Source organism: Thermaerobacter sp. FW80, from assembly GCF_004634385.1.
Lineage (GTDB): Bacteria > Bacillota > Sulfobacillia > Thermaerobacterales > Thermaerobacteraceae > Thermaerobacter > Thermaerobacter composti.
Genome location: NZ_CP037895.1, coordinates 770,774 through 796,670 on the forward strand (window position 1 = coordinate 770,774; position 25,897 = coordinate 796,670).

Below are 25,897 nucleotides of genomic sequence, written 5' to 3' on the forward strand. Positions count from 1 at the left end.
CCTCAGTCGCCCCCTCCGCTGGCCCGCACGTCGTCGCCGTCCTCGTCCGCCTCGTCGTCGGCGTCCGCATCCAGGTCGTCCGCCGGTTCGTCCAGGTTGAACCCGGCCTCCAGGTCGCTGTCGTCGTAGGCGGCGGGGTTGTCGCCCCAGTCGCCCTCCTCGTCGGTCTCGTCGGCCTCGTCGGCCTCCATGTCCGCGTCCTCGTCCTCGTAGCCATCGCCGTAGTCCGCCTGGCCGTGGTCCTCGTCGGACGAACCGGCCTCCGCCGCCCGCCGCCCGGCGCGCGCGCGGGCGCCGGCACGGGCCAGCTCGCCCAGGTCGAGGTCGAGCTCGGCGCCCTCCCGCGCCTCCTCGTCCTCGCGCAGCTCGACCTCGCGGTTGTCCTCGGTCAGGATCTTCACGTCGAGCCCGAGGCTCTGCATCTCCTTGATCAGCACCTTGAAGGACTCGGGCACGCCCGGCTCGGGCACGTTCTCGCCCTTGACGATGGCCTCGTAGGTCTTCACGCGGCCCACCACGTCGTCGGACTTGACGGTCAGCAGCTCCTGCAGGGTGTAGGCGGCGCCGTAGGCCTCCAGGGCCCACACCTCCATCTCGCCGAAGCGCTGGCCGCCGAACTGGGCCTTGCCGCCCAGGGGCTGCTGGGTGACCAGCGAGTACGGGCCGGTGGACCGGGCGTGGATCTTGTCGTCCACCAGGTGGGCCAGCTTCAGCATGTAGACGTAGCCCACCGTGACCTCGTTGTCGAAGGGCTCGCCCGTGCGGCCGTCATAGAGCACGGTCTTGCCGCTCTCGGGCAGGCCCGCCTTGCGCAAGAGCTCGCGGATGCTCTCCTCGTCGGTGCCGTCGAAGACCGGCGTCGCCACCCAGAGGCCCAGGGCCTTGGCCGCCCAGCCCAGGTGGCACTCCAGGATCTGGCCGATGTTCATCCGCGAGGGCACACCCAGCGGGTTGAGCACGATGTCCACCGGCGTGCCGTCGGGGAGGAAGGGCATGTCCTCCTCCGGCAGGATGCGGGCGATGACGCCCTTGTTGCCGTGGCGGCCGGCCATCTTGTCGCCCTCGGAGATCTTGCGCTTCTGGGCCACGTAGACCTGGACCAGCTGGTTGACGCCCGGCGCCAGCTCGTCGCCGTTCTCCCGGGAGAAGACCTTGACGTCGACGACGATGCCGCTCTCGCCGTGGGGCACGCGCAACGAGGTGTCCCGCACCTCCCGCGCCTTCTCGCCGAAGATGGCGCGCAGCAGCCGCTCCTCGGCGGTGAGCTCCGTCTCGCCCTTGGGCGTCACCTTGCCGACCAGGATGTCCCCGGCGCGCACCTCCGCCCCGATGCGGATGATGCCGCGTTCGTCCAGGTCCCGCAGCTGGTCCTCGCCCACGTTGGGGATGTCGCGGGTGATCTCCTCCGGCCCGAGCTTGGTGTCGCGGGCCTCGCACTCGTACTCCTCGATGTGGATCGAGGTGAAGACGTCATCCTTGACCAGCCGCTCGCTGATCAGGATGGCGTCCTCGTAGTTGTAGCCCTCCCAGGGCATGAAGGCGACCAGCACGTTGCGCCCCAGGGCCAGCTCGCCTTGGTCCGTGGAGGGGCCGTCGGCGATGACCTCGCCCTGCTCCACCCGCTGGCCCTTGCGCACCAGCGGCCGCTGGTTGAAGCACGTGCCCTGGTTGGACCGCTCGAACTTCATCAGGTGGTAGGTGTCGCGCTGGCCGTCATCGGTCTCGATGACGATCTCCCGCGCGGTGACGCGGCGCACGGTGCCCGCCCGCCGGGCGGTGATCACCACCCCCGAGTCGACGGCGGTGCGGTACTCGATCCCCGTGCCCACCAACGGCGCCTCCGTGCGGATCAGCGGCACCGCCTGGCGCTGCATGTTGGCCCCCATCAGCGCGCGGTTGGCGTCGTCGTGCTCGAGGAACGGGATCAGGGCCGTGGCGATGGAGAACACCTGCTTGGGCGAGACGTCCATGTAGTCGATCTCTTCGGGCGCGGCCAGGCGCACCTCGTCGCGGAAGCGCACGGCCACCCGCTTCTCCTTGAAGTACCCGTTCTCATCCAGCTCGGCGTTGGCCTGGGCGATGACGCACTCGTCCTCCTCATCGGCCGTGAGGTAGACCACGTCGTCGGTCACCCGGCCCTTTTCCACCCTCCGGTACGGCGTCTCGATGAAGCCGTACTCGTTGACCCGGGCATAGGTCGCCATGGCGCCAATCAAGCCGATGTTTGGACCTTCCGGCGTCTCGATCGGGCACATGCGGCCGTAGTGGGAGTGGTGCACGTCGCGGACGTCGAACCCGGCCCGCTCCCGGCTGAGCCCGCCCGGGCCCAGGGCCGAGAGGCGCCGCTTGTGGGTCAGCTCGGTGAGCGGGTTCGTCTGGTCCATGAACTGGCTGAGCTGGCTGGAGCCGAAGAACTCCTTGACCGCCGCCACCACGGGCCGGATGTTGATCAGGGCCTGGGGCGTGATGGCATCGGCGTCCTGGATGCTCATCCGCTCCTTGATCACCCGCTCCATGCGGGCCAGGCCGATGCGGAACTGGTTCTGCAGGAGCTCGCCCACCGAGCGCAGGCGACGATTGCCCAGGTGGTCGATGTCGTCGGTGGTCCCGACGCCGACCAGGAGGCCGAAGGCGTAGTTGACGATGGCGGCCACGTCCTCGCGGGTCAGGGTGCGCACACCGGTGTCGGGCTGGCCGTTGCCCAGCACCACCACCTCGCGGTCGTCCGGCGTCCGCACCCGCACCCGGCGCACGCCGGCCGCCTGGACCCGCTGGGCCAGCTGCCGGTCGAAGCGCTGGCCCGCCTCGACCAGGCGCTCGCCGGTCTCGGGGTGGACCACGTCCTCGGCGGCGTAGAGGCCGATGAGGCGCGCCCGCAGGCTGAGCTTCTTGTTGAGCTTGTACCGCCCGACGGCGGCCAGGTCGTACCGCTTGGGGTCGAAGAACAGGTTCTCCAGCAGCTGGCGGGCGCTCTCGTCCGTGGGCGGCTCCCCGGGGCGCAGCCGCTTGTAGATCTCCATCAGGGCCTCGGCCTGGGAGTCGGTGTTGTCCTTGTCCAGGGTGGCGCGCACGTGCTCGGTGTCACCCAGGAGCTCCAGCAGCTCGGCGTCGGTCTGGTAGCCCAGGGCGCGCAGCAGCACGGTGGCCGGCTGCTTGCGGGTGCGGTCCACGCGCACGTAGACGACGCCCGTGGCGTCGGACTCGAACTCCAGCCAGGCGCCGCGGTTGGGGATCACCGTGGCCGAGTAGAGCGGGTTGCCGTTGGCGTCGTAGTCCACGCTGTAGTACACGCCGGGCGACCGGACCAGCTGGCTGACCACGACGCGCTCCGCCCCGTTGATGACGAAGGTGCCGTGCTCCGTCATCAGCGGGAAGTCGCCCATGAAGACCTCCTGCTCCTTGACCTCGCCGGTCTCCTTGTTGATCAGGCGCACCCGCACGCGCAGGGGCGCCGCGTAGGTCACGTCGCGATCCTTGCACTCCTGGACCGAGTACTTGGGCTCCCCCAACGAGTAGTCCACGAACTCCAGCACCAGGTTCCCGGTGAAGTCCTGGATCGGCGAGATGTCCTGGAAGGTCTCCCTCAGCCCCTCGTTGAGGAACCACCGGTACGAGTTGAGCTGCACCTCGATCAGGTTGGGCAGGTCCAGGACCTCGTGGATGCGCCCGAAACTCAGCCGCTCCCGCTTCCCGCTCTTGACCACGTGCGGCATGCCTTGGTTCACACCCCTTCGCCACAGGATCCGCCACCACGCCTCAGAGCCTGCCTCCGCCTCGGAGCGCCCCCTTGGGCGGACCCGCGCCCCCGCCGGGGGCGGTCCGCCCGCCGGGCCGTCTCGACGGCGGCCCTACGGATCGGGCTGGCCATCCCAGAGGGAGGGAACCCGGAGAGAGGATCGCCGGAAGAATGGCGTCGCGTTGCAGGAACCATGCATGCCGGCGCCGAACCTCCTGAGCGAAGGCGCCTCTGCGAGGACGAGGACTCCGGGCGAGCGCCCGGGGCCCGTGGATGTTGGACGCATGGGCACCTGCCACTGGCGGCAACCAACAACAGTGGCAAGGTATAATGCTAGCGCAAGCCCACCCCCATGTCAACGCACCCCCCACCCCGGTCGACGCACCGTCCCGTCGCGACGCAGCGCCCGTCGCCGTGCCGGCGCACCCCGGCCCCTGGCGTGTCATGTCGCCTTGTCGCCGCACGCCGGGTCCTGGGGTGCCGTGGCGCCGTACCGAGGCGCGCCGCCCCTGCGGCGCCGTGGCCCCGGGTGGACCGCCCGTCCCGTGCGGTGCCGTGGCGCCTTGTCGGCGCACGCCGACCGCCGCGTGCCGGACGAATCGGATGAGGGCCCACCCGGGCCGTGGGTTGCAGCAAGGATGACCCTGGCCGGGGGGCCGCGGAGCCCCTTGGCGCGGGACCCGCCCGACGCCGTGGGGACGGACCCCCGGGAAGCCCGTGGCGCCGGTCGCGAGGGACGCCCCGCACACCCCGCCGTCCCACCTCCCTCCCACCTCCCCGGTGCGGACGTCCGGCCGGGGTCATCCGGCGCCCCGGTAACGGCGCGGTGGGCCGCCCCTCGGCCCCGGAAGGCGCAGGGCCCTCGTCACCGCGAGGGCCCTGCCGATCGCCGTTGCCGTCCTGCCAGCGCCGCGGGGGAAGAGGGACTCCCACGTCGGCCGCGGGCTGTCCCCATTCACTTGATCTCGACGGTGGCGCCGGCCTCCGCCAGCTTCGCCTTGATCTGCTCCGCCTCTTCCTTGGAGACCCCCTCCTTGAGCGGCTTGGGGGCGTTGTCCACCAGGTCCTTGGCCTCCTTCAGGCCGAGGCCGGTCAGCTCGCGCACCACCTTGATGACCTGGATCTTGTTGCCGCCGACCTCCTTGAGGATCACGTCGAACTCCGTCTTCTCCTCCTCCGCCGCAGCGGCGCCGCCGGCGGCCGCCGGCGCACCGGGCGCCGCCACGGCGACGGGGGCCGCCGCCGACACGCCGAATTCCTCCTCGAACTTCTTCACCAGCTCGGCCAGCTCGAGGACCGTCATGCCCTTGACGATGTCCAGCACCTCTTGGACCTTGGACATCCCCATCGCCTCCTGTGTCCTGGGATCGCGCGGGCGCCTCGTCCCGCCGGCGTCCGGCGCCCGCTCGCGCTCGCCGCGCCGCAGCGGGTGGCCGCGGTGCCGCGCTCACGCTTGCGCCTCCCGCTGCCGGCGCAGCGCGTCGACGGCGTAGGCGAACGACCGCAGGGTCGCCGCCAGCACGCCGACGAGCCCGTACAGCGGAGCCTGGATGCCGCCCATCACCTTGGCCAGCAGTTCGTCGCGGGAGGGCAGGTCGGCGAGCCGCTGGATCTCCTCGACCCCGATGACCCGGCCGGCCAGCAGACCCCCCTTGATCTTCAGCTGGCTGTGGTCCTTGGCGAACTGGGAGAGCTCCTTGGCCGGAGCCACCGGACCGTCGTAGCCGAAGGCCAGGGCGGTCGGCCCCTCCAGCAGGGGGTCGAGCCCGTCGATGCCGGCCTTGGCAGCCGCCCGCCGGATCAGCGTGTTCTTGACGACGCGGTACTCCACGCCCTGGGTCCGCAGGCGGCGCCGCAGCTCGTTGGTGTCGGCGACGTTGAGGCCGCGGAAGTCGGTCAGGATGACCCCCTGCGCCCGCTGCAGCTTGCCGGCCAGCTCCTCCACGAGCGCCTCCTTCTCGGCCCTGGTGAGCAACCCGTCACCCCCTTCCCGCCGGCCGTCCGGCGCCCGGCCGGGAAAGGCAAGACCCCGGCGCATCCCGCCGGGGTCACGGCTTCGGTCGACGCCATGGCGACGACGCCAGCGGACGCCTGGGACGCCGCGGGTCACTCCCCGACTGGCCTGCGACTGGCCTGCGGAGCGGCCGGGCCGACCCGGCGGACCGCGGGTGGGCCTCGTGGGGCGGATCCCGGGGGCGACCGGCACGGCCCCGGCTCCGTCCCGCCGCGGAGGCCCCGCAAGGCAACCGGCTGGCCTCGCCACGATGAGACCGTCACCGTTACCTCGGCAGGCGGGCGTGGACGGCCCTTTAAGCCTTGGCACCTGCTGTCTCTGGTAACGCGCCCGCCCCGCCGGACGAACCCGGCCCTCCGGGACGCGGCCACCCTCCTGGGCCGCACCGGCGCAGCGGGCCCGGGCCCCATGGGCCCGGGATACGACACGACCAAACCGAGAAAAGCAAAAAATCCACGCCAAGACAAGGGGCGGTTCGCCCGGCCCCCCGGCGGCGGGCCCGCCGCGGGGGCCGGGCGGTGTCACGCCACCTGGGCGAAGGCGGTGGGCCGGATGCGGATGCCCGGCCCCATGGTGGACGAGACGGTCACCGACCGGATGTACTGTCCCTTGGCCGCCGCGGGCTTGGCGCGCACCACCGCCTCCACCAGGGCATCCAGGTTCTCCTTGAGCTGCTCGACGGTGAAGGACACCTTCCCGATGGGCACGTGCACGTTGCCGGCCTTGTCGGTCCGGAACTCCACCTTGCCCGCCTTGAACTCGCGCACGGCGTCGGCCACCTCGAAGGTGACCGTGCCGGTCTTCGGGTTGGGCATCAGGCCCCGCGGGCCGAGGATGCGGCCCAGCCGTCCCACCAGGCCCATCATGTCCGGCGTCGCGATGGCCACGTCGAAGTCCACCCAACCCTGTTGGATGCGCTCCGCCAGCTCCTCCGCCCCGACCACGTCGGCACCCGCCGCCTCCGCGGCCTTGGCGGGCTCGCCCTTGGCGAACACCACCACGCGCACCGGCCTGCCGGTGCCGTGGGGCAGCGTCACGGTCCCGCGCACCACCTGGTCCGCGTGGCGCGGGTCGACGCCGAGGCGCAGGGCCACCTCCACCGTCTCGTCGAAGCGCGCCGACGCCAGCTCCTTGACCTTGGCCAGCGCCTCCTCGGGCTCGTACAGGCGCTGGCGGTCGATCTGGGCCAGTGCGCTCCGGTAGCGCTTCCCGTGCTTCGGCATGGCAGCTCCACCTCCGTGGTTCAGGCGACGGCCGGGATGCCGGCCCTTGACGCCGTCCCGGCGCCGGGCCGCGCCGCTGGACCGGGCCCGGCTGGCGGATCGTGACGGTCGGCCCCCATGGGCCGCCGCGGGTCCCGGCCGTCTCCCACGCCGTCGGCCGAGCGCCCCGTGGTCTGGGGCGGCGCTCAGCCCTGCGGGGCCGTCCGGCCCCCCGGCCCGCGCGCCGTCGCCGGCCTGGTCGGCGGGCGGCGCTCAGCCGCGCGGGGGAGTCCGGCCCCCGGCGGGGGCCGGACTCCCCGCAGGGCTCCAGGTGGTCAGGCTTCGACCACCTCGATGCCCATGCTGCGGGCCGTGCCCTCGATCATGCGCATGGCGGCCTCCACGTCGGACGTGTTGAGGTCGGGCATCTTCAGCTCGGCGATCTCGCGGATCTGCTTCCGGGTGACGCGCCCGACCTTGTTCTTGTTCGGGGTCCCCGACCCCTTCTCCACCCCGGCCGCCCGGGCCAGCAGCACCGACGCCGGCGGCGTCTTGGTGACGAAGGTGAAGGAGCGGTCCTGGTAGACCGTGATCTCCACGGGGATGATCAGGCCCACCTGGTCCTTGGTGCGCTCGTTGAACTCCTTGGTGAAGGCCATGATGTTGATGCCGTGCTGGCCCAGGGCCGGCCCCACGGGCGGGGCCGGGGTCGCCTTGCCAGCCGGGATCTGCAGCTTGATCTTGGCGATCACCTTCTTCGCCACGTCGCCTCTCCCCCCGCTGCCGCGCAGGCTGGCGCGGCGCCGCGTCCCGCCAGGGACCGGGCCGCGGCGGGACGGGCGCGAAGACTGCGCCATCCATTAAATCTTCTCGACCTGCGTGAAGTCCAGCTCCACGGGCGTCTCGCGCCCGAACATGGACACCAGGACGCGCAGCTTGCCCTTTTGGTGGTCGATGCTCTCCACCTGGCCGATGAAGCCCTCGAAGGGTCCCTCCGTCACCTTGACCGACTCGCCCACCTCGAAGCGGATCAGCGGCCGGGGCTCGTCCACGCCCATCTGGCGCCGGATCTGCTCGACCTCCGACGGCAGCAGCGGCGTGGGCTTGTTGCCCGCCCCCACGAAGCCCGTCACGCCTGGCGTGTTGCGGACCACGTACCAGGACTCGTCGGTCATGATCATCTCCACCAGCACGTACCCCGGGAAGACCTTGCGCTGGACGGTGCGCCGCTTGCCGTCCTTGACCTCGATGGCCTCCTCCGTCGGCACGAGCACCTCGAAGATCTTGTCCTGCATGCCCATGGTCCGCACGTGCTTCTCGATGTTCGCCTTGACCTTGTTCTCGTAGCCGGCGTACGTGTGGATGACGTACCACTGCCGGCGGGGATCGCGAGCCGCCTCGGCGGGCCGTCCGCCCTCCGCCGCCTGCGCACCTTGCTCGCCGGCCTCCTGGGCGACGTCGGCCCCGGCCTCGGCGCGCCCGTTCGCCGCCGCCCCCCGTCCGGTCGAGGCGGCGTCGGCGGAGCGCGCCGACGCCGCCTCGACCGGATCGGCATGGGCCGCGTCCGAGGCCGGTTCGTCCGGGATGAAGTCCGCCTGCCGCTCGTTCGCCATGGTCGCGGGTTCCTCGGGAGGAACCCGTCACCCCCTTCGCCACGTCCCGGCATCCACCGCGGGTGCGGGGTCAGTCGCTCCGGGCCCGCGGCGCCCCTCCGTCGACGCGGTCGGGCCCCGTCCGGCGGGCGCCGGCACCGGCCCGCCACCTCGCCGGCCGGTGGCCGGCGAGGTGCAGACGGCCTGGCGGGCGGCCCCCGCGCCAGGCCATGCGCATCAGCCGGGAAGGATCAACTCCAGGATCTCGCGGATCACGAAGTCGGCCACCCAGATCAGGGCCGCCAGGAAGGCGACGGTGCCCAGCACCACCGCCGTGTACGTGACGGTCTGCCGGCGGTCGGGCCAGACCACCCGGCGCAGCTCGGCCCCGGTCTGGCGGAAGAACCGGGCCACCCGCTCCCAGGCCCCACGCAAGGACGAACCCCTGCGCATCGCCGCATCCCTTCCTGCCGCCCCGGCCGGTCGGCTGCCCGTCGCCGGCGGGAGGGCCGTTCCGCGTTGCCGCACCATGGCACCGTCACCTCACACGGGCAAAAAAAGAAAGCCTTCCTGTCAAGCTCGATTTGTCGACTTCAGACCACTACGACCGCTGCGCCACCTCAGGAAATCGCCGGGCACCCTGCCCTGGCCACCCGTCGCCGGGACGCCGATCCCAAGCCTGTCGCCGGGACCGCCGCCCCCACACCCCCCGGTGGTCGAAGGCTTCCCCTGCTTGCCCGGGAGGCTTGCCCGAGACGAGCCCTCCACGAGCCACTGGGCGGCCCGAGCCGCCTGGGCCACGCGAGACACCGGTGGGCGACCAGCGCCTCGGTCGGGAGCCTCCGCGCCCGGCCCGCGGCCACCGCCCGCGACCACGCCCAACGGCCCACGCGCCGCGCGCCCGCCACGATGCCGTGCAACCCAGCGCGCGGGCGGGTCTTCGATGTCCACGGCGCCCCCGGGCCGATGCCTACGACACTGGACGAAGGAGCGAACCCCTACGGAGAACCTGGTCGGCCGAACCCCGTCGGACGGGTCGCGGTGCGACCTCGCACAGCTCGCACAGACAGAAAATTGGCAGGCCCGGAGGGATTCGAACCCCCAACCTGCGGATTTGGAGTCCGCCGCTCTAACCAGTTCGAGCTACGGGCCTGCGTGGTTCCGCTCGCGAGCGGTTTGATTATACCCGGCCGCACCGCGCCGGTCAACGCAGCGCGACCCGCCCCGGACGCCCCCGGTCAGCGGGTCTCGCGATGCACCGTGTGGCGGCGACACCACTTGCAGTACTTGCGCAGCTCGAGCCGCCCGGGATGGGTGCGCTTGTTCTTCGTGGTCGCGTAGTTGCGCCGCTTGCACTCGCTGCACTCCAGATTGATGACCACCCGCATCGCTCATTCCTCCGTCTGCGACCCTCTGCCAGCGGCGGGACCCCTTCCGCCAGGGTCGGATCCCTGTGGCGCAAGCCGGTACGGCGTCAAGAATGTAGCACGGGGCAGGGCGCCTGTCAAAGCGCCGTCCTGCCCCGCCCCGTCCAGCCGTCGGATCCCGGCCCGGCCGGCAGGAACCCGACCGCCCGGTCACCCCGCCCGGTCACTCGAGGATCTTGGTGACGACGCCGGCGCCGACGGTGCGGCCGCCCTCCCGGATGGCGAACCGCAGCCCCTCCTCGATGGCAATGGGGGTGATCAGCTCCACCGTCATCTCCACGTTGTCCCCGGGCATGCACATCTCCACGCCCTCCGGCAGCTGGATCTCCCCCGTCACGTCCGTCGTCCGGAAGTAGAACTGCGGCCGGTAGCCGTTGAAGAACGGCGTGTGCCGCCCGCCCTCCTCCTTCTTCAGCACGTACACGTTCCCCACGAACTTCTTGTGCGGGTTGATCGACCCCGGCTTCGCCAACACCTGCCCCCGCTCCACCTCGTCCTTGTCCAAGCCCCGCAACAAGCACCCGATGTTGTCCCCCGCCACCGCCTCGTCCAAGACCTTCCGGAACATCTCCACGCCCGTCACAACCGTCTTCTTCGGCTTGTCCGCAAACCCCACCAGCTCCACCTCGTCGCCCACCTTCACGCGGCCGCGCTCCACACGACCCGTCGCCACCGTCCCGCGCCCCGTGATGGAGAACACGTCCTCCACCGGCATCAGGAACGGCTTATCCACATCCCGCTGCGGCGTCGGGATGTACTCGTCCACCGCCTTCATCAACTCCAAGATCGCCTGCTCCGCTTCCGGATCGCCCTCCAGCGCCTTCAGCGCCGACCCCTTGATCACGGGCACCTCATCGCCCGGGAAGTCATACTGGCTCAAAAGCTCCCGCACTTCCAGCTCCACCAGCTCCAAAAGCTCCGGATCATCCACCATGTCCACCTTGTTCAAAAACACCACGATGTACGGCACGCCCACCTGCCGCGCCAGCAGGATGTGCTCCCGCGTCTGCGGCATCGGCCCGTCCGCCGCGCTCACCACCAGGATCGCGCCGTCCATCTGCGCCGCGCCCGTGATCATGTTCTTGACGTAGTCGGCGTGCCCCGGGCAGTCCACGTGGGCGTAGTGCCGGTTCTCCGTCTCGTACTCCACGTGCGAGACCGAAATCGTGATCCCGCGCTCCTTCTCCTCCGGCGCCTTGTCGATCTGCTCGTAGGCCACAAACTGCGCCTTCCCCTGCTTCGCCAGCACCTTCGTGATCGCCGCCGTCAGCGTCGTCTTCCCATGGTCCACGTGCCCGATCGTCCCCACGTTCACGTGCGGCTTCGTCCGCTCGAACTTCGCCTTGGCCATAGGGCCGACACCCTCCCGATCAGCACGGTGGTTCCAGGCATTCCGCCCAAACAAGCGGTTCTATTGTACTGATCTGGCTGGGGCGGGACAAGCGGCGCCCGCACGCGCCCGCTCCAGCCCAGGCGGCGCCGCAGGCCGAATCGTCCCGCGCCCCGCGCGGCGCGGACCGCCACCCTCGTCCCGCAGGCGGGGCCGACGGGGTGCCGCTGGATGGGCAGCGCGGCGGGGCGCCGCGGGGCGCCCCGCGGCCCGGCGCCACGGCCGCCCTGGCGGCCGCCCACGAAGGCGCGGGTGCCGAAGAAGCCACGGGGGCGCAGTCGCCCCGCAGCACGGCGGGGCGACTGCGCCCCCCCACAATGGAACGGGGCGCCCTCTTCGGCGCCCCGACTGGGCTGAGCTGCCGGGCGGAATCGAACCGCCGACACCAGCCTTACCATGGCTGTGCTCTACCGACTGAGCTACGGCAGCCCGGGGCCGTCACAGGCCCGCGATACAGAGACCATCGCAATGGTTGCGGGGGTGGGATTTGAACCCACGACCTCCGGGTTATGAGCCCGACGAGCTACCTGACTGCTCTACCCCGCGTCGTGTGGAGAGGGCTGGATTCGAACCAGCGAAGGCATACGCCAGCAGATTTACAGTCTGCCCCGTTTGGCCGCTTCGGTACCTCTCCATGCCTCGGCACGCCGCCGTGACGGCCGCCACCGCGCGGACCGTCGGGCGCGATGCCGCTTCCTATTATAGCAGGCCTGTCAAGCGACCCCGGGGCCGGCGATCGGAGATCGGAGCTGGCGGACGGATTCGAACCGACAACCTGCCGCTTACAAGGCGGCTGCTCTACCGTTGAGCTACGCCAGCACGCTCCCGACCGCACCCCCGATGATACCACGGGACGGCGGCGCCCGCAACGCCCGGCCGCCGGCCCTGGGCCACCCCGGCTCCCCGCCGCCGCCATCGTCCTCCTCCCGGCGTCCGCGCGCCGCCGCCTGGCCCACCGCCGGGGGCCCGGCCGGTGCTTCCCCAACCGGACGAACGGCGCCACCGGGGACGGTGGCGCCGACGCGCCGGCCCGGGCGTCACGCCCGGGCCGGTTGGTCCAGCTGCTGGTTGCGCGACTCGATGTACCGCTCCAGCTTGCGCTTGACGCGCTGCAGCGCGTTGTCGATGGACTTGACGTGCCGGTTCAGCTCGTCGGCGATCTCCTGGTACGACTTCCCGTCCAGGTACGCGATCAGGACGCGCCACTCCAGCTCGCTCAGGATCTCGCCCATCTTCTGCTCGATGTCGCCGAACTCCTCGCGACTGATGAACAGCTCCTCCGGGTCGGTCACCCGCGAACCCGAGATGATGTCCAGCAGCGTGCGGTCCGAGTCCTCGTCATAGATGGGCTTGTTGAGCGATACGTATGAGTTCAACGGGATGTGCTTCTGCCGCGTGGCCGTCTTGATGGCGGTGATGATCTGGCGCGTGATGCAAAGCTCCGCAAAGGCACGGAAGGACGAGAGCTTGTCGCTGCGGAAGTCGCGGATCGCCTTGTAGAGACCGATCATCCCCTCCTGGATGATGTCCTCGCGATCGGCACCCACGAGGAAGTAGGAGCGCGCCTTGGCGCGGACGAAGTTCTTGTACTTTCCGATCAGGTATTCCAGCGCCTCCGCATCTCCCTGTCGGGCGATTTCGACGATCTCCTCGTCGTCCATGCGATCCCAATCCCGCTGGAATCGCGCTGGGGCTTGCGGCTGCGAGTTCACCGTCTCCATCGCCTCCGTTGGACAGGGTCACGGCGGCTAGCGGGGTCCGCGCGCGACGCGACGTGGTGGAACGCTAGGGGATGGATTCGGGTTTCGTACCCATGCTATGCACGCACTGGCGGAAATACGACAAGGGATGGCCCCATCGGACGGAAACGCTCTCGATCCTTCGCATCCATGGAGACAAATCGCAAGGCCATTATACCGGCGGCCTTGGCAAGGGTCAAGCCAAGCTCGCCCGCCGCTGCCGCAACGCCTCGAACAGCAGGACGCCGGCGGCGACCGACACGTTGAGGGATCCCACCCGCCCGGCCAGGGGGATGGCCACGCGCCGGTCGGCACGGCGCAGGAGCAGCGGCGGCACGCCGCGCCCCTCGCTGCCCAGCACCAGCGCCACGGGCTGGGTCCAGTCCCACCGGTCGTAGGGCTCGGCGGCGGCGGGATCGGCCGCCACCACCCACACCCCTCGTTCCTGGAGGCGCGCGACGGCCTGGGACAGGTTGGTCACCTGGGCCACCGGCAGGTGGATCAGGGCGCCCGCCGAGCTCTTGAAGACCGCCGGCCCCAGCGGCGCGCTGCGGTGGACGGGGACCACCGCCCCGTGGGCCCCGGCTGCCTCGGCGGTGCGCAGGACGGCGCCGAGGTTATGCGGGTCCTGGATCTCGGCACAGATCACCAGCAGCGGCGGCTCGCCCCGCGCCGCCGCGCGGTCGAGCAGATCCAGCAGGTCGTAGCGCGGGAGGGGCGCGGCCAGCGCCAGCACCCCCTGGTGGCCCTCGGTCTGCGCCCACCGCCGGACGTCCGCGGGGTCGACCTCCTCCACCGGGATCCCGCGGGCGCGCGCTCGCTCCAGCAGCTCGGCCACGGCCGCCCCGTGCCGGCCCCGAGCCACCACGACCCTTTCCACGGGGTGGTCGCTGCGCAACAGTTCCAGGACGGGCTGTCGCCCCTCGACCTGGAGGAACCCGGCCGCCGGCCCGCCGCGACGCGCCGCCCGGGAGCGCCGGGTCGTCACGTCCCCCGCCCCCGCGCAGCCGCCGCCGGGCGGCGGCGCACCCGCGTGCCGGCCGGCGTGTCCTCCAACACGTACCCCAGCTCGGCCAGCCGATCGCGGATGCGGTCGGCCAGCTGGTAATCGCGGATGGAGCGGGCGTACTGGCGGACCTCCAGGACCAGGTCCAGCAGCGCCTGGGCATCCCCCGCCGGTGCATCCGCCTCGCGGGCGCGGAACAGGCGCAGCGGGGCACCCAGCTGGCGGACGGTCGCCAGCGTGGCCTCGATCCACTCCCGCGGGCTGTCCGGCCCGAGCACCTTGTGGCCGTCCCGCGCCAGCGTGAACAGCGCGGCCAGGGCGTCGGCGGTGTTGAAGTCGTCGTCCATGGCCGCCTCGAACTCCGCCCGGGCCCGGGCCAACCGGGCCGGCCAGTCCACCGCGACGCCGTGGGCCCCCGGCTCCGTCCCGACGACGTCGCGGCGGTCCGCGGAGGCGGAGGCGCGGGAGGACGGCACGCCGCCGCCCCGCTCCCCTTCACCGGCGGCACCGGGGACCGGCGCCCCCGCCTGGTCGTCGGCACCGGCACCGCCCTGGCGCGGCCGGGTCACCTGCACCAGGTGCTCCAGGTGGGCGATGAAGTTGGCCAGGCGCTGCCGGGCCCGCTCCGCCTGTTCCAGGGCCTCGAGGCTGAACTCCAGCGGGTTGCGGTAGTGGGCCGAGAGGATGAACAGGCGGATCGCCTCGGGATGGAAGCGGGCGCGCAGGTCGCGCACGCGCCAGAAGTTGCCCATGGACTTGCCCATGCGCTGCCCGCCCACCTGAACCAGGGCCACGTGCATCCAGTAGCGAGCGAAGGGCTTGCCCGTCGCCGCCTCGCTCTGGGCGATCTCGTTCTCGTGGTGGGGGAAGATCAGGTCGCTCCCCCCGGAGTGGATGTCGATGGTCTCGCCGAGTTCGTCCATGGCCATGGCCGAGCACTCGATGTGCCAGCCCGGCCGGCCCGGCCCCCAGGGGCTGTCCCAGGCGGGCTCGCCGGGCTTCTGCGCCTTCCACAGCGCGAAGTCCAGGGGGTTGCGCTTGTTCTCGGCGGCCTCGACGCGCGCCCCGGCCAGGAGCTGTTCGGTCCTCTGGCCGGAGAGCTTGCCGTAGTCGCGAAAGCGCCCCACGTCGAAGAACACGTCGCCCCCGGCGACGTAGGCGAAGCCCCGGTCGATCAGCCGCTGGATCAGGGCGATGATCCGGTCGATCTTCTCGGACACCCGCGGATGGGCGTCCGCCCGGACGATGCCCAGGGCGTCGGCGTCCTCGAAGTAGGCGCGGATCTGCTCGTCGGCCAGCGCCTTGACCGTGATGCCCCGCTCCGCGGCGCGGCGGATCAGCTTGTCGTCGATGTCGGTGAAGTTCTGGACGTAGCGGACCGCGTAGCCGCGGTACTCGAGCCATCCCCGCACCACGTCGAAGAAGAGGAACGTGCGCAGGTTGCCCACGTGGAAGTAGTCGTAGACCGTCGGGCCGCAGTTGTACATGCGCACGCGGCCCGGCTCCAGGGGTTCGAAGGGTTCCTTCTCGCCCGTCAGGGTGTTGTAGATCTGGATGCCCACGCCTCGTCCCCTCCCCTCGCCCCATGCCGCGGGCTGGGACCCGGATCGCCCGCGTCAGGCGCCGCCAGGCGTCGACGGCCTTCCCTCGCCCCATGCCCGGGCCGCAGCTCCGAGCCGCCGGCTGCTCAGGCTCCGCCACAGGTGACCCGGGCGGCCGTCCGCCCGGGGCCGGGTTCGTCCGCCGAGGCCCGCTGGCGTCGCACGGCCTCCAGTTCCTGCTCCAGCGTCATGACCCGCTGTTCGAGTTCCTCCACGTAGTCCTGCAACCGCTGGATCGCGTCCGACACCGGATCGGGCAGCTCCCCATGGTTCAGATCGATGCCGACCCGGCGGCCGTCGCGGATCACCACCTTGCCGGGGATGCCCACCACGGTGCAGTTGGGCGGCACCGACTTCACCACCACCGCGCCGGCCCCGATGCGGCTGTTGTCGCCGATGGTGATGGCGCCCAGCACCTTGGCCCCGACCCCCACCAGGACGCCGTTGCCCAGGGTGGGGTGCCGCTTGCCGCGGTCCTTGCCCGTCCCGCCCAGGGTAACCCCCTGGTAGATGGTGACGTCGTCCCCGATCTCCGTGGTCTCGCCGATGACCACGCCCAGGCCGTGGTCGATGAAGCAGCGCCGGCCGATGCGGGCACCGGGGTGGATCTCGATGCCCGTCAGCCAGCGGGAGAAGTGGGAGATGCCCCGGGCGATGAAGTACAGCCTCCGCCGGTAGAACCAGTGGGCGATGCGATGCAACCAGAGCGCGTGCAGCCCAGGGTAGAAGAAGATGACCTCCAGCACCGAGCGGGCCGCGGGGTCCCGCTCGAAGACCACGCGCACGTCTTCCCGCAGGCGTTCCAGCAGGCGGCGCAGCATGGCTCCACCCCCGAAAGGAAGGGCCCTCCCGCCGCTTCAGAGGCGGGAGGGCCCGCGGTTCCACCCTGATTGGGCGCCGAGCCTGGGGCGGGAAGGCCGGCCACCCCACTCCTGCCGGTCCCGGTGGCCACCCGGTGCCGGACGAACGCGGCAAGGGCGCCGATCCGCCCCGGGGTTCCGGCAGCGCCCGCTAACGGTGGGCATCCGGCGGCACCTACTGGGCCGAACGCGGCCGTTCGGCGCGCGGCTCCCGGGTGCACTTCGGCCGCACCCCGGCCGGGGACCGCTCGCAGCCGGCGACGATCCCTCTCTGGCGGCGGGGTCCGCCTACTCTCCCGTTCCTCGCCGGTTCCCGGCGGGCCGCCGGCGCGGCCCGCCCCGTGATCCGGTGAACTCGCCGCCATTATATCGGCGCCCGCGGCGGAGGGTCAACGCGGCGCCCGTGGCCGTCCTCCCGGGCACGCGGGGCCGCCGGCACCGTCCCGGGACCCCCCGGGGAGGCCGCGGGACCCCCGAGGCGGCCCCGGGGGCCGCGCCGTCAGTCGCCCCACCGCACCACCCGGTACACCACCGGGGCCACCCCGACGGCGATCATGCCCAGCGCCTCGGCGGCCGCCTCGGAGAGGTCGAGGTCGCGGCCCTCCACATAGGGGCCGCGGTCGTTGATCCGCACCTGGACGCTGCGCCCGGTCTCCGGGTACCGGACCAGCAGCACGGTGCCGAAGGGCAGGGTCCGGTGCGCCGCCGTCAGCTCGCGCCCGGTGAAGATCTCCCCGCTGGCGGTCGGCCGCCCGTAGAACCCGGGCCCGTACCACGAGGCCACCGCGGCGGTCCACCCGTCCTGGGCGCGGTCCCCGGCCGCGGCCGCCGCGGGACGCGGCGACCCGCGTTCCCCGGCGCCGCCCTCGGTGCCGCTGCCCCCGGCCTCGCCGTCACCACGGGTCGCGGGGGGACGGGGCTCCGCCGCCGCCGCGGCCGGCGCGCTGCGGTCCTCGTCGGCCGGGCGGGTTTCCCCTGGGGGGTTGCCGGCTGGGGCCGTCCCGGCGGTCGCGGGCGTGCGCGGATCCGCCGGGTCCGCTTCCGCCGCGGGGGAAGCCGCACCCTGCTGGGACGCCAGCTCCGCGGCCCGTTGCGCCGGATCCGGGATGAGGTGGACGGGGTCGGAGGCGACCACCGCCCCGGCGGCCGTTCCGGGCGGGGCCGCCAGGGACTCCGGCGGTTCTACGCTCCGGACCTCCCCAGCCGCGACCCTGGCCGCCGACGGGGCGCCGCTCCCCGGCGGCATGGGATCCGATCCCTCCCGCTCGGCGGGCCCAGGTGCCGCGCCCCCCGGCCCAGGGGCCGGCGGCCGCGGCGGCCACCAGCCCGCCAGCCGCTCCTGCAGCTGGCGCCAGATCGGTGCGGCGACGTCCGAGGAGGCCGCCACGGCGCGCCGGGCCGTGACCACGGCCCCCTCGAGGCGCGGAAGGGCCTGCTGGCCCCAGCGGGCCAGGTCGCCGGCGGCCTCCCGCCACCGCTGGCCGGCGTCCGCCACCAGGAAGACCGCGAAGTCGTCCAGCCGCTGCACCGATCCGGCCCATGCCTCGGCCCACGGATCGATCCATGCGCTCACGGCGCCACCGGCTCCCAGCGACCCCGGGCCGGACGATCCGCTGGGCCCGCCGGTCGCCGGCCAGGCACCTCCGGCAGCGGCTCCCAGGGCGAGCAGCAGCAGGACCCTCCCCGCGGTCCGCCCGAGAGCCCTTGCCGCATCCATGGGTTTCACCCTCCCGTCGTCGCGGCCGGGCCATGGCGATGGGGGAGCCGTGCGGGGCGGGCCCGCGTCGCTCCCGGGCGCCGGACCGGGGCGCCGCGGGTCGAGGGGTTCCGCCATGGCGCGGCCTGCCGATGCTGGCACGAAACGCCAGCATCGGACAGTTTGGACAGGGAGGGTCGCCTCTATGCGGAACCCGCGGGGTGGGGCGGCCGGGGCCGGCCACGGGGGAGTAAAGCAGAGCCGCTGGGGCCACGGGGATGGCCGGGGCTCGTCCGGGGGAAGGGCGGCGACGTCATGCCCGGCCCGGCGCGGGGGCCGCCGAACCGCGAGCACGCCGCTCCGGGGCAGGCGGCGCCCCTCACCCGGGGCGGGCGAGGGGCCGCGGACCGGGCCGCCGCGGGCCTCCGTCAGGGCCGCAGGCCTCCGTCAGGGCCGCGGGCATCCGTCAGGGGCGCGGCGTGATGAGCGCCACCGCCAGCGCGGCGATGCCCTCGCGGCGGCCGGGGAAGCCCAGTCCCTCGTTGGTGGTGGCCTTGATCCCCACCTGGGTGGGCGGCAGGCCCAGGGCGCCGGCCACGGAGCGACGCATGGCCTCGACGAAGGGCGCCAGGCGGGGCTCCTCGGCGACGACGGTGACGTCCACCTGCGCCGGCTGCCAGCCGTGCCGGTGGAGCAGCGCCACCACCTCGGCGGCCAGCGCGGTGCTGGCGGCCCCGGCCCAGCGCGGATCGCCCGGGGGGAACCAGTGGCCGATGTCGGGCAATCCCGCCGCGCCGAGCAGCGCGTCCATGGCCGCGTGCAGGATCACGTCGGCGTCGGAGTGGCCGGCCAGCCCGCGCTCCGCCGGGATGGGCACACCGCCCAGCACCAGCGGGCGTCCTGCGGCGAACCGGTGGACATCGTAGCCCAGGCCGATCCGGAAGGACGGGACCGGTCCGGTGTCCCGCGGATCGCCGGCCCCCTCCGCCGCGGCGGCCGGCGACGCCGACGCGGCGGCGTCCAGCCAGTGCTCGGCGACGGCGAAGTCCGTGGGCCAGGTCAGCTTGAGGTTGGCCGGGTCGCCGGGGACCAGCGCCACCGGCACCCCGAGGCGCTCCAGCAGGGAGGCGTCGTCGGTGAAGCCTCGCCAGCCGTGGCGGCGGGCCTGCTGGTGAGCCGCCCAGAGCCGCTGGAAGTCGAACCCCTGGGGGGTCTGCACCGCCCGCAGGCGGTGGCGGGGCAGCGTGGCGGCCACCCACTCCACGGGCCCCTCGCCCGGCGGGACGGCGTCGGGCTCCGCCCCGGACCCGCCGGTGGGGACACCGGGCTGTGGGCTCTCGGGCGCGGCGGGGGCTGCGGGTGCGCCGGGACGACGGCCTTCGTCCGCGGCGCCCGCGGCGGCGGACGTGGAGCCCGCCGGCTCCACGTCCGCCGCCGCCACCGCCTTGATGGTGTCGCCGACGGGGACGGCGGGGACCGCCGCGCCGTACCGCCGGGCGGCCGCCAGCACCCGCGCGACCAGCGCCGGCCTCGCCAGCGGCCGCGCGGCGTCATGGACCAGCACCCATCGCGGCGGACGGGACCCGGCGGCGAGATGGGCCAGGGCCGCGTACACCGAGTCCTGGCGCTCCTCCCCGCCCTCCACCAGATCGACCGCCATGCGGGCGGGCAGCCACGGCGCCACCCGCTCCTGCCAGAGGGGACGATCGGCGCCGCGCAGGGCCACCACCGCCCGCGGCACCCCGGCGGCCGCCAGGGCGGCCAGGGCGTGGGCCAGGACGGGTCGCCCCCCCAGCTCGCGGAAGACCTTGTTCACGCCGCCGCCGACGCGGACCGAGCGCCCGGCGGCGGGCACGACGGCGGCCACGTCGGCCAGGGCCTCCCCGGCGCCGACCGCGGCCGGTTCGTCCCGACCGGTCACGGCGCGGCCCGGCCCATCACCTTGGGCCGCGCGAAGATCATCCGCCCGGCTGCGGTCTGGAGCACGGTGGAGACCTCCACGTCGATGCGCTGGCCGATGTAGCGCTTGCCGCCCTCGACCACGATCATCGTGCCGTCGTCCAGGAAGCCGACGCCCTGGCCGGCCTCCTTGCCCTCGCGGATGATCTGGACCTGCATCGCCTCGCCCGGGAGCACCACCGGCTTGACGGCGTTGGCCAGCTCGTTGACGTTGAGCACGGGCACGCCCTGCAGCCCGGCGATCTGGTTGAGGTTGTAGTCGTTGGTGACCACCTTGCCGTTCAGCCGCCGGGCCAGGCGCAGGAGCTTGCTGTCCACGTCGTCGCCTTCCACGTCGCCCTCGTAGATCTCCACCGGCACCGGCGACTCCTGCTGCATGCGACGCAGGATCTCCAGCCCCCGCCGGCCCCGGCTGCGCTTGAGGGCGTCGGCCGAGTCGGCGATGCGCCGCAGCTCCTCCAGGACGAACCCCGGCACCACCAGCGTCCCCTCGAGGAAGCCGGTCTCGACCACGTCGGCGATGCGCCCGTCGATGATGGCGCTGGTGTCCAGCACCTTGTACGCGCCCGGCGGGGCCGCGCGGTCGCGATCGCGGTTCCGCTCCCGCTCCCGGCCCGGCCGGGACAGCGCCGCCACCAGGTGGACCAGGTCGTCCCGTCGCTTGACCGCCACCACGGCCCCGAGGTACGCCAGCAGCACCGCGAAGATCGGTGGCAAGAACGGCCCCACCACGGGGACCAGACCCAGCGGGCCGCTGAGCAGGTTGGCGATCACCAGGCCCGCCACGAGCCCCAGGACGCCCGCCAGGGTGTCCTGGATGGGCGTGCGCACCAACCGCGCCTCGACCCACTGGGTGAACTGCACCACCTGCTGCCAGAGGCGCTGGGCCGCCGCGTACCCGCCGAGGCCGCCGAGCAACAAAAAAAGAACCATGAGTCCGTACGTCCAATGCCGCGGCAGCTCGGCGAGGATGCGCAGCGACTCCTGCTGCAGCAGCCCGTAGTAGGCCAGCCCGAAGCCGCCCAGGGCGCCCAGGGCGGCGAAGGCCAGCCGGATGGATCGCAAGCGCACGCATCCCGTCTCCTCTCTCCGCACCCGGTCCCGTCGCCCCACCCGTCCCGGATCCAGGGCGTGCCGCCGCCGGCAGCCGCCCCGCGCGGTCCGCGGCGCCATCGCCTGGGGGTGCGATCGCCCTGCCTGTGGGCGGACCCGCATCGCCCCCTCCACAGGGGGTTCGCCGACCGCCCCGCCCTTTCGGCGGGTGGTGCCCCACCTTCCGGTGGCGCCCACGGGCGGCGCCACCCGCGGTGGACGGCGCCGGCCACCCCGACCCGATTATAAACCGGTATGAACCGGTCACCCGCCGCCTCTCAGGGTCGGACCCCGTCGCCCCCGTCGGACGAACCGGCCCGGGCGTCGGCCCCGCCGGCCCGATCGGCCGGGGGCGTCGCCGATGGCTCCCCCTGCAACCGCCGCTCGACCAGCGCGTCCATCGCCTCGCGGTCGACGCCGCTGGCCAGGGCCAGCTCGCTGACCAGGATCTGGCGCGCCTGATCCAGCAATCGGCGCTCCCCGCCCGACAACCCGCGCTCGCGCAGGCGCGCGCTGAGGTTGCGGACCACGGCGGCCACCTCGAGGACGTCCCCCGTCCGCAGCTTGTCGGCGTGCTCCCGGTAGCGGTGGTTCCAGTTGGGGTCCATGGGCGGGACGGGATCGCCGAGGCGGTCGAGGACCGCAGGGACGCGCTCCGCCGGGATCACGGGGCGGAGTCCGCACTGGCGGGCGGCGGCGATGGGGATCATGACCCGCATGTCCCCCACGGGCAAGCGAAGGATGTAGTAACGGTGTCGCTCACCCAGGACCTCCCGCTCCTCGATGGCTTCGATCACCCCTGCGCCGTGCAACGGGTAGACGACGCGGTCCCCGACCTCGAACAACGGCTCACCTCCCACCGCGGTCCGCCCCTGGCGGCGGCGCCGCTGCCTCGAGTGTACACCAGCAGCCATCCTATGAGCAAATTTTCAAATTTATCACCGGCTCCTTGGACCGTCAACGGACCGGCGCAGCCCGCCGCCCGGCTGCCAGACCCTTCCGGGATCGCGTTGACGGGCTCTCCGCGGCCCGCCTATAATAGCCGCAGGCCGTGGGGATGCCCGTGCAAGAGGGGTGACGCGGTTGAAGGACCTGTTGGTGGATGAGTTCCAACACGCCGTGGCGGACTGCTTGATCCGGCACCGCAGCGTGTTGGACGTCCTCTCCAAGTTCCAGGAGGCCAACGCCCGCGTACACCGTGCCGTAGCCAAGGCCGTCACCGGTTGCGGCTGCATCAGCATCCACGCCCGGCGTCCACAGATCCCCGCCCACAGCACCCTGCGCGACCTCAAGACCCTCATGGACGACCACATCGACGGCGAGCTCTGCGAGAGCTGCCGCGAAGCGCTGGAAGAGGAGCTGGGCAAGCAGCTTTTTTATTTGGTCGCCCTGTGCAACCTGTTCGACATCAACACCTTCGATCTGATCATCAAGGAGAACCGGAAGCTGTCCACGCTGGGGATGTACCACATCTCGTGACCGTGGCCGGCCGGGGGGCCTCGGTGGGCACGCCGGCGGCAGGCAGGCCGTGGCGTGGGCGCCGGCCGCGACGCGCCCGGTGTGGGCGGCGCCGAGAGGCGCGCCGCGGCGCAGGGCGCCCGCGGACGCATGGCCGGGTGGAGACGGCGGCGAGAGGCGCGCCGGGGGTGGGACGTCTCCGGCGCAGGCATGCCCCTGCGCAGCGGGCACGCCCCCGTGGCCCGGCGGCGATCGGCGAGCCGTGGGGTGGGGCCCCGCGGGCGCACATCTGCGTGGCCCCGCGGCGAGAGGCGACCCGTGGGGCGGGGCGCCCGCGGATGCGCGCCCGCGCGGTCGCGGCGGCACGGGGGCGGTGGCGGGGGCCATGGCGGGAGGGTCGGCGCACGCTGTGCCCACGGGGAATACACCCGCGGGGCGGCACCGGCCGGGTGCCGCCCCGCGGGTTCGCCCCCCGGCCGGCATGGCGGAGGGCGCGGGCCCTCCGCCATGCCGGCGAGGACGTGCCGGCGAGGGATCGGGCCCTCCGCCATGGCTCCAAGGCGCCACGGGGAGGCCCCCCGCCACCGCTCGCGGGACCGAACCCCCGCTCCGTCCAGAGGGCGTGCCGGCCGAGCTCAGGCGTGGAAGCCCGGCTCCGTCACCCCCCTGCCGATGCCCGCCGTCGCCTCACCACGTGGACGCTTGTCGCCCTCTTCCTGCGCGGAGGCCCGCCGCCTTCTTCACGCGTGGAGGCCGCACTCCGTCTTGGTGAAGCCCGCCCAGCGCCCGGCCCGCGGGTCCTCGTCCGGCCCCACGGGACGGGTGCAGGGGGCACACCCGATGCTGGGATAGCCGCGGTCGTGGAGGGGGTTGTAGGGGACCCCGCGCCGCAGGACGTAGTCCCAGAGCTGGTTGCGCGTCCAGCGAGCCAGGGGGTTGACCTTCACGAGGCCGAACCGGCGGTCGGCCTCGATCACCGCCGTGCGGGCCCGCTGCGGCGTCTGCTCGCGGCGGATGCCGGTGATCCAGGCGTCGAAGCCGCGCAGGAAGCGGCGGAGGGGTTCCACCTTGCGCAGCCGGCAGCACAGGTCGGGGTCACGGGCCCAGAGGTCCGGCCCGTAGCGGGCGGCCTGTTCGTCCACCGTCAGCGCCGGCTTGACCGCCACCGGCTCGATGCCGTAGTACTCGGCCACGCGCCGGCAGGTGGCGTAGGTCTCGGGGAAGTGGAGGCTGGTGTCCAGGTAGAACACCGTCACCGCCGTCAGCCTGCCCGCGGCGGCCGCCATGTCGATCAGGGCCACGTCTTCCGCCTGGAAGCTGCACGCCAGGGCTACGCGGCCGGCGAAGCGGTCCAGGGCCCAGGCCAGGATCGCCTGGGGCGCGGCCTCCTCCAGCGACCGGGCCAAGGTCGCGATCTCCTGCTCGGAGAGCGCCAGGGGGCGTTCCGTCCGCGCGTCGTCCATCGTCGCCACCTCCCAAGGTCCCGGGCCCGGATCGGGGCGCCGGTGCTCCCGGCCGCCCCGTTCGATCCCCGTCCATGGGGAGGGACGGGGCCGGGGGCGACGGCGGCCGGCGACCGGGGCCGGAAGGGCCGGGTGAGGGCAGCCCGCGCGAGGCCGGGACGGCTGCGCAGCAGGCTGGGCAACCGGCCCGCACCCACCCGCATTAGCCTAGTGCCGCACCGGGGCAAGGGTGCAGGGGGTCCACGGGGTTCCCGCTCGCCGGCGTGCGTTCCCGGGGGTGCGGACGGGCTGTCGACCGACGTGGAGCGTGCAGGACGGACGTCAACGTGGCGGGCGGACGTGGAGTGCGGACGGCGCGCCGCGGACGGAGCGCCCGGGAGCGTGGGGGCGCAGACGGAGCGCCCGCGAGGATTCGGCGTCCCTGGCGGCTGCGGTGGTCCGCCCCCCGGCCGGGGGCGGACCACCGCAGGGCGGAAGGAACCCCCGGTCGCCCGCGTCCCGCCCGGGCCGGGACCCGACACGGCGGGGCCCCCGGACGCAGGGTCCCGGGCGCCCCGTGCGGATCAAGGGCGTCGCTCCAGGAAGGCCTGGTCTTGCAGACGGCGCAGGCCGTCCTTGATGGTGCGGGCGCGGACGCTGCCGATGCCCTCCACCGCGTCCAGCTGGTCGACGGTGGCCGCCAGGATGCGCGGCAGGTTGCCGAAGCGGCGCACCAGGTTCTCGATCACCGCCGCCGGCAACCGCGGCACCTTGTGGAGGATGCGGTAGCCCCGCGGCGTCAGCGGCGTCTCGTCGTCCGGCGGGGCGGCGTAGCCCAGGCAGCGGACCACCGCGCGGCGGTCGGTGAGCTCCTCGGGCGACAGCCGCCGCAGGGCGAGCATCGCCTCGCCCTCGCCGTCGGGGTCGGCCACGTAGTCCCGGATCACCAGCCGGTACTCCTCGTCCACGCCGCTGCGCAGCTCGTCCAGCTGCAGGCGCACCAGGCGGCCCTCGGTGCCCAGCTCCACCGCGTCGCCCTCGATCTCCCGGCCGATGCGCCGCACCTGCTCGGCCCTCCCCAGGACGGAGGCGACATCCCCCGCCGTCACCAGGTCCTCGAACTCCAGGACCGTCAGGTGGCCCAGGGCCTGGAGGAACACGGCCCGGTAGCGCTCCAGCGTGCCCAGGGCCTGGTTGGCCTTGGCCAGCATGAGCGCGGGATCGCGCAGCACGTAGCGCAGCTCCCCGCGGTAGACGGTGATCACGTTGCGGCGCTGCGAGATGGCGATGACCAGGGCGCCGGTCTGCCGGGCCATCCGCTCGGCGGTGCGGTGGCGGATGCCCGTCTCGAAGGAGAGGACCCGCGGGTCGGGGATCAGGTGCACGTTGGCGCGGACGATGCGGCGGGCGTCGCTGGAGAGGATGATGGCGCCGTCCATCTTGGCCAGCTCGTAGAGATGGGCCGGCGTGAGCTCCACGTCCAGCTCGAACCCGCCCGAGCAGAGCTCCATCACCTCGGGTCCGTCCCCGACGACGATCAGGGCGCCGGTACGGGCGCGCAGGATCTGGTCCAGCCCCTCCCGCAGGCGGGTCCCCGGGGCCAGGCGCCGCAGGGCCGCCAGCAGGGCGTCCGGGCGTTCCTCGGCGGTCATGGCAGCCTCCTTCGACGGCCGTCCCGCCGCG

General features: G+C 73.1%; 20 protein-coding genes and 5 tRNA genes. 1 reads left to right on the forward strand and 24 read right to left on the reverse strand.

Annotated elements, in window-relative coordinates; all coding sequences use genetic code 11:
- Window positions 1–2: 2 nt before the first annotated feature.
- The 22 genes from rpoB to E1B22_RS03380 form a co-directional block, all read right to left on the reverse strand.
- Complete coding sequence (gene rpoB / locus E1B22_RS03275) at window positions 3–3,713, reverse strand: DNA-directed RNA polymerase subunit beta (protein ID WP_135224550.1); 3,711 nt, start codon at window positions 3,711–3,713, stop codon at window positions 3–5.
- A gap of 978 nt (window positions 3,714–4,691) precedes the next feature.
- Complete coding sequence (rplL, locus tag E1B22_RS03280) at window positions 4,692–5,078, reverse strand: 50S ribosomal protein L7/L12 (protein WP_135224551.1); 387 nt, start codon at window positions 5,076–5,078, stop codon at window positions 4,692–4,694.
- A 105-nt stretch (window positions 5,079–5,183) separates the two neighbouring features.
- Window positions 5,184–5,711, reverse strand: a complete 528-nt coding sequence (gene rplJ, locus E1B22_RS03285; protein WP_135224552.1) for a 50S ribosomal protein L10 — start codon at window positions 5,709–5,711, stop codon at window positions 5,184–5,186.
- A gap of 560 nt (window positions 5,712–6,271) precedes the next feature.
- Window positions 6,272–6,973 (reverse strand): 50S ribosomal protein L1, encoded by a 702-nt coding sequence (gene rplA, locus E1B22_RS03290; RefSeq protein ID WP_135224553.1) that lies wholly within the window; start codon window positions 6,971–6,973, stop codon window positions 6,272–6,274.
- A gap of 314 nt (window positions 6,974–7,287) precedes the next feature.
- Entirely contained in the window at window positions 7,288–7,716 is a 429-nt protein-coding gene (rplK, locus tag E1B22_RS03295; protein WP_135224554.1) for a 50S ribosomal protein L11, read from the reverse strand.
- A gap of 96 nt (window positions 7,717–7,812) precedes the next feature.
- Window positions 7,813–8,316: a transcription termination/antitermination protein NusG gene (gene nusG / locus E1B22_RS03300; RefSeq protein ID WP_243123822.1), complete on the reverse strand. Its 504-nt coding sequence runs from the start codon at window positions 8,314–8,316 to the stop codon at window positions 7,813–7,815.
- A 465-nt stretch (window positions 8,317–8,781) separates the two neighbouring features.
- A complete protein-coding gene (gene secE, locus E1B22_RS03305) occupies window positions 8,782–9,075 on the reverse strand; it encodes a preprotein translocase subunit SecE (protein WP_243123668.1) in 294 nt (97 codons plus the stop codon).
- Window positions 9,076–9,619: 544 nt separating this feature from the next.
- A tRNA-Trp gene (locus E1B22_RS03310) sits at window positions 9,620–9,697 on the reverse strand.
- 85 nt (window positions 9,698–9,782) lie between these two features.
- Window positions 9,783–9,932, reverse strand: coding sequence for a 50S ribosomal protein L33 (gene rpmG / locus E1B22_RS03315; RefSeq protein ID WP_135224556.1), 150 nt, complete (start codon window positions 9,930–9,932; stop codon window positions 9,783–9,785).
- A gap of 202 nt (window positions 9,933–10,134) precedes the next feature.
- Window positions 10,135–11,322, reverse strand: a complete 1,188-nt coding sequence (tuf, locus tag E1B22_RS03320) for an elongation factor Tu (RefSeq protein WP_135224557.1) — start codon at window positions 11,320–11,322, stop codon at window positions 10,135–10,137.
- Between the two features lie 395 nt (window positions 11,323–11,717).
- Window positions 11,718–11,790: transfer RNA gene (locus E1B22_RS03325), tRNA-Thr, on the reverse strand.
- 40 nt (window positions 11,791–11,830) lie between these two features.
- Window positions 11,831–11,907: transfer RNA gene (locus E1B22_RS03330), tRNA-Met, on the reverse strand.
- A 5-nt stretch (window positions 11,908–11,912) separates the two neighbouring features.
- Window positions 11,913–11,995: transfer RNA gene (locus E1B22_RS03335), tRNA-Tyr, on the reverse strand.
- Between the two features lie 113 nt (window positions 11,996–12,108).
- Window positions 12,109–12,180: transfer RNA gene (locus E1B22_RS03340), tRNA-Thr, on the reverse strand.
- Window positions 12,181–12,398: 218 nt separating this feature from the next.
- The gene (sigH, locus tag E1B22_RS03345) at window positions 12,399–13,082 is read right to left on the reverse strand and encodes an RNA polymerase sporulation sigma factor SigH (protein WP_207669917.1); all 684 of its coding nucleotides are present in this window, start codon (window positions 13,080–13,082) and stop codon (window positions 12,399–12,401) included.
- 214 nt (window positions 13,083–13,296) lie between these two features.
- Entirely contained in the window at window positions 13,297–14,088 is a 792-nt protein-coding gene (rlmB, locus tag E1B22_RS03350; RefSeq protein ID WP_135224558.1) for a 23S rRNA (guanosine(2251)-2'-O)-methyltransferase RlmB, read from the reverse strand.
- Window positions 14,085–15,662, reverse strand: coding sequence for a cysteine--tRNA ligase (gene cysS / locus E1B22_RS03355; RefSeq protein WP_243123824.1), 1,578 nt, complete (start codon window positions 15,660–15,662; stop codon window positions 14,085–14,087). Before cysS ends, rlmB begins: the two co-directional genes overlap by 4 nt.
- Window positions 15,663–15,793: 131 nt before the next feature.
- Window positions 15,794–16,528: a serine O-acetyltransferase gene (cysE, locus tag E1B22_RS03360; RefSeq protein ID WP_243123670.1), complete on the reverse strand. Its 735-nt coding sequence runs from the start codon at window positions 16,526–16,528 to the stop codon at window positions 15,794–15,796.
- A gap of 538 nt (window positions 16,529–17,066) precedes the next feature.
- The gene (locus E1B22_RS13110; RefSeq protein ID WP_243123672.1) at window positions 17,067–18,140 is read right to left on the reverse strand and encodes a septal ring lytic transglycosylase RlpA family protein; all 1,074 of its coding nucleotides are present in this window, start codon (window positions 18,138–18,140) and stop codon (window positions 17,067–17,069) included.
- A 589-nt stretch (window positions 18,141–18,729) separates the two neighbouring features.
- The gene (gene ispF / locus E1B22_RS03370; RefSeq protein ID WP_135224560.1) at window positions 18,730–20,184 is read right to left on the reverse strand and encodes a 2-C-methyl-D-erythritol 2,4-cyclodiphosphate synthase; all 1,455 of its coding nucleotides are present in this window, start codon (window positions 20,182–20,184) and stop codon (window positions 18,730–18,732) included.
- Complete coding sequence (locus E1B22_RS03375; protein ID WP_135224561.1) at window positions 20,181–21,293, reverse strand: PIN/TRAM domain-containing protein; 1,113 nt, start codon at window positions 21,291–21,293, stop codon at window positions 20,181–20,183. Before E1B22_RS03375 ends, ispF begins: the two co-directional genes overlap by 4 nt.
- Window positions 21,294–21,592: 299 nt before the next feature.
- Window positions 21,593–22,159, reverse strand: a complete 567-nt coding sequence (locus E1B22_RS03380) for a CarD family transcriptional regulator (RefSeq protein ID WP_135224562.1) — start codon at window positions 22,157–22,159, stop codon at window positions 21,593–21,595.
- A 238-nt stretch (window positions 22,160–22,397) separates the two neighbouring features.
- Between E1B22_RS03380 and E1B22_RS03385 the strand changes: the two genes are divergently transcribed.
- The gene (locus tag E1B22_RS03385) at window positions 22,398–22,793 is read left to right on the forward strand and encodes a DUF1573 domain-containing protein (protein ID WP_135224563.1); all 396 of its coding nucleotides are present in this window, start codon (window positions 22,398–22,400) and stop codon (window positions 22,791–22,793) included.
- Window positions 22,794–23,512: 719 nt separating this feature from the next.
- On the opposite strand, the gene E1B22_RS03390 is transcribed toward E1B22_RS03385, so the two are convergent.
- Together E1B22_RS03390 and disA are read right to left on the reverse strand one after the other, a co-directional pair.
- Window positions 23,513–24,235 carry a phosphoadenylyl-sulfate reductase gene (locus E1B22_RS03390; protein ID WP_135224564.1) on the reverse strand — a complete coding sequence of 241 codons (723 nt, stop codon included), beginning with the start codon at window positions 24,233–24,235 and terminating at the stop codon, window positions 23,513–23,515.
- Between the two features lie 563 nt (window positions 24,236–24,798).
- A complete protein-coding gene (gene disA / locus E1B22_RS03395) occupies window positions 24,799–25,866 on the reverse strand; it encodes a DNA integrity scanning diadenylate cyclase DisA (protein WP_135224565.1) in 1,068 nt (355 codons plus the stop codon).
- Window positions 25,867–25,897 lie beyond the last annotated feature (31 nt).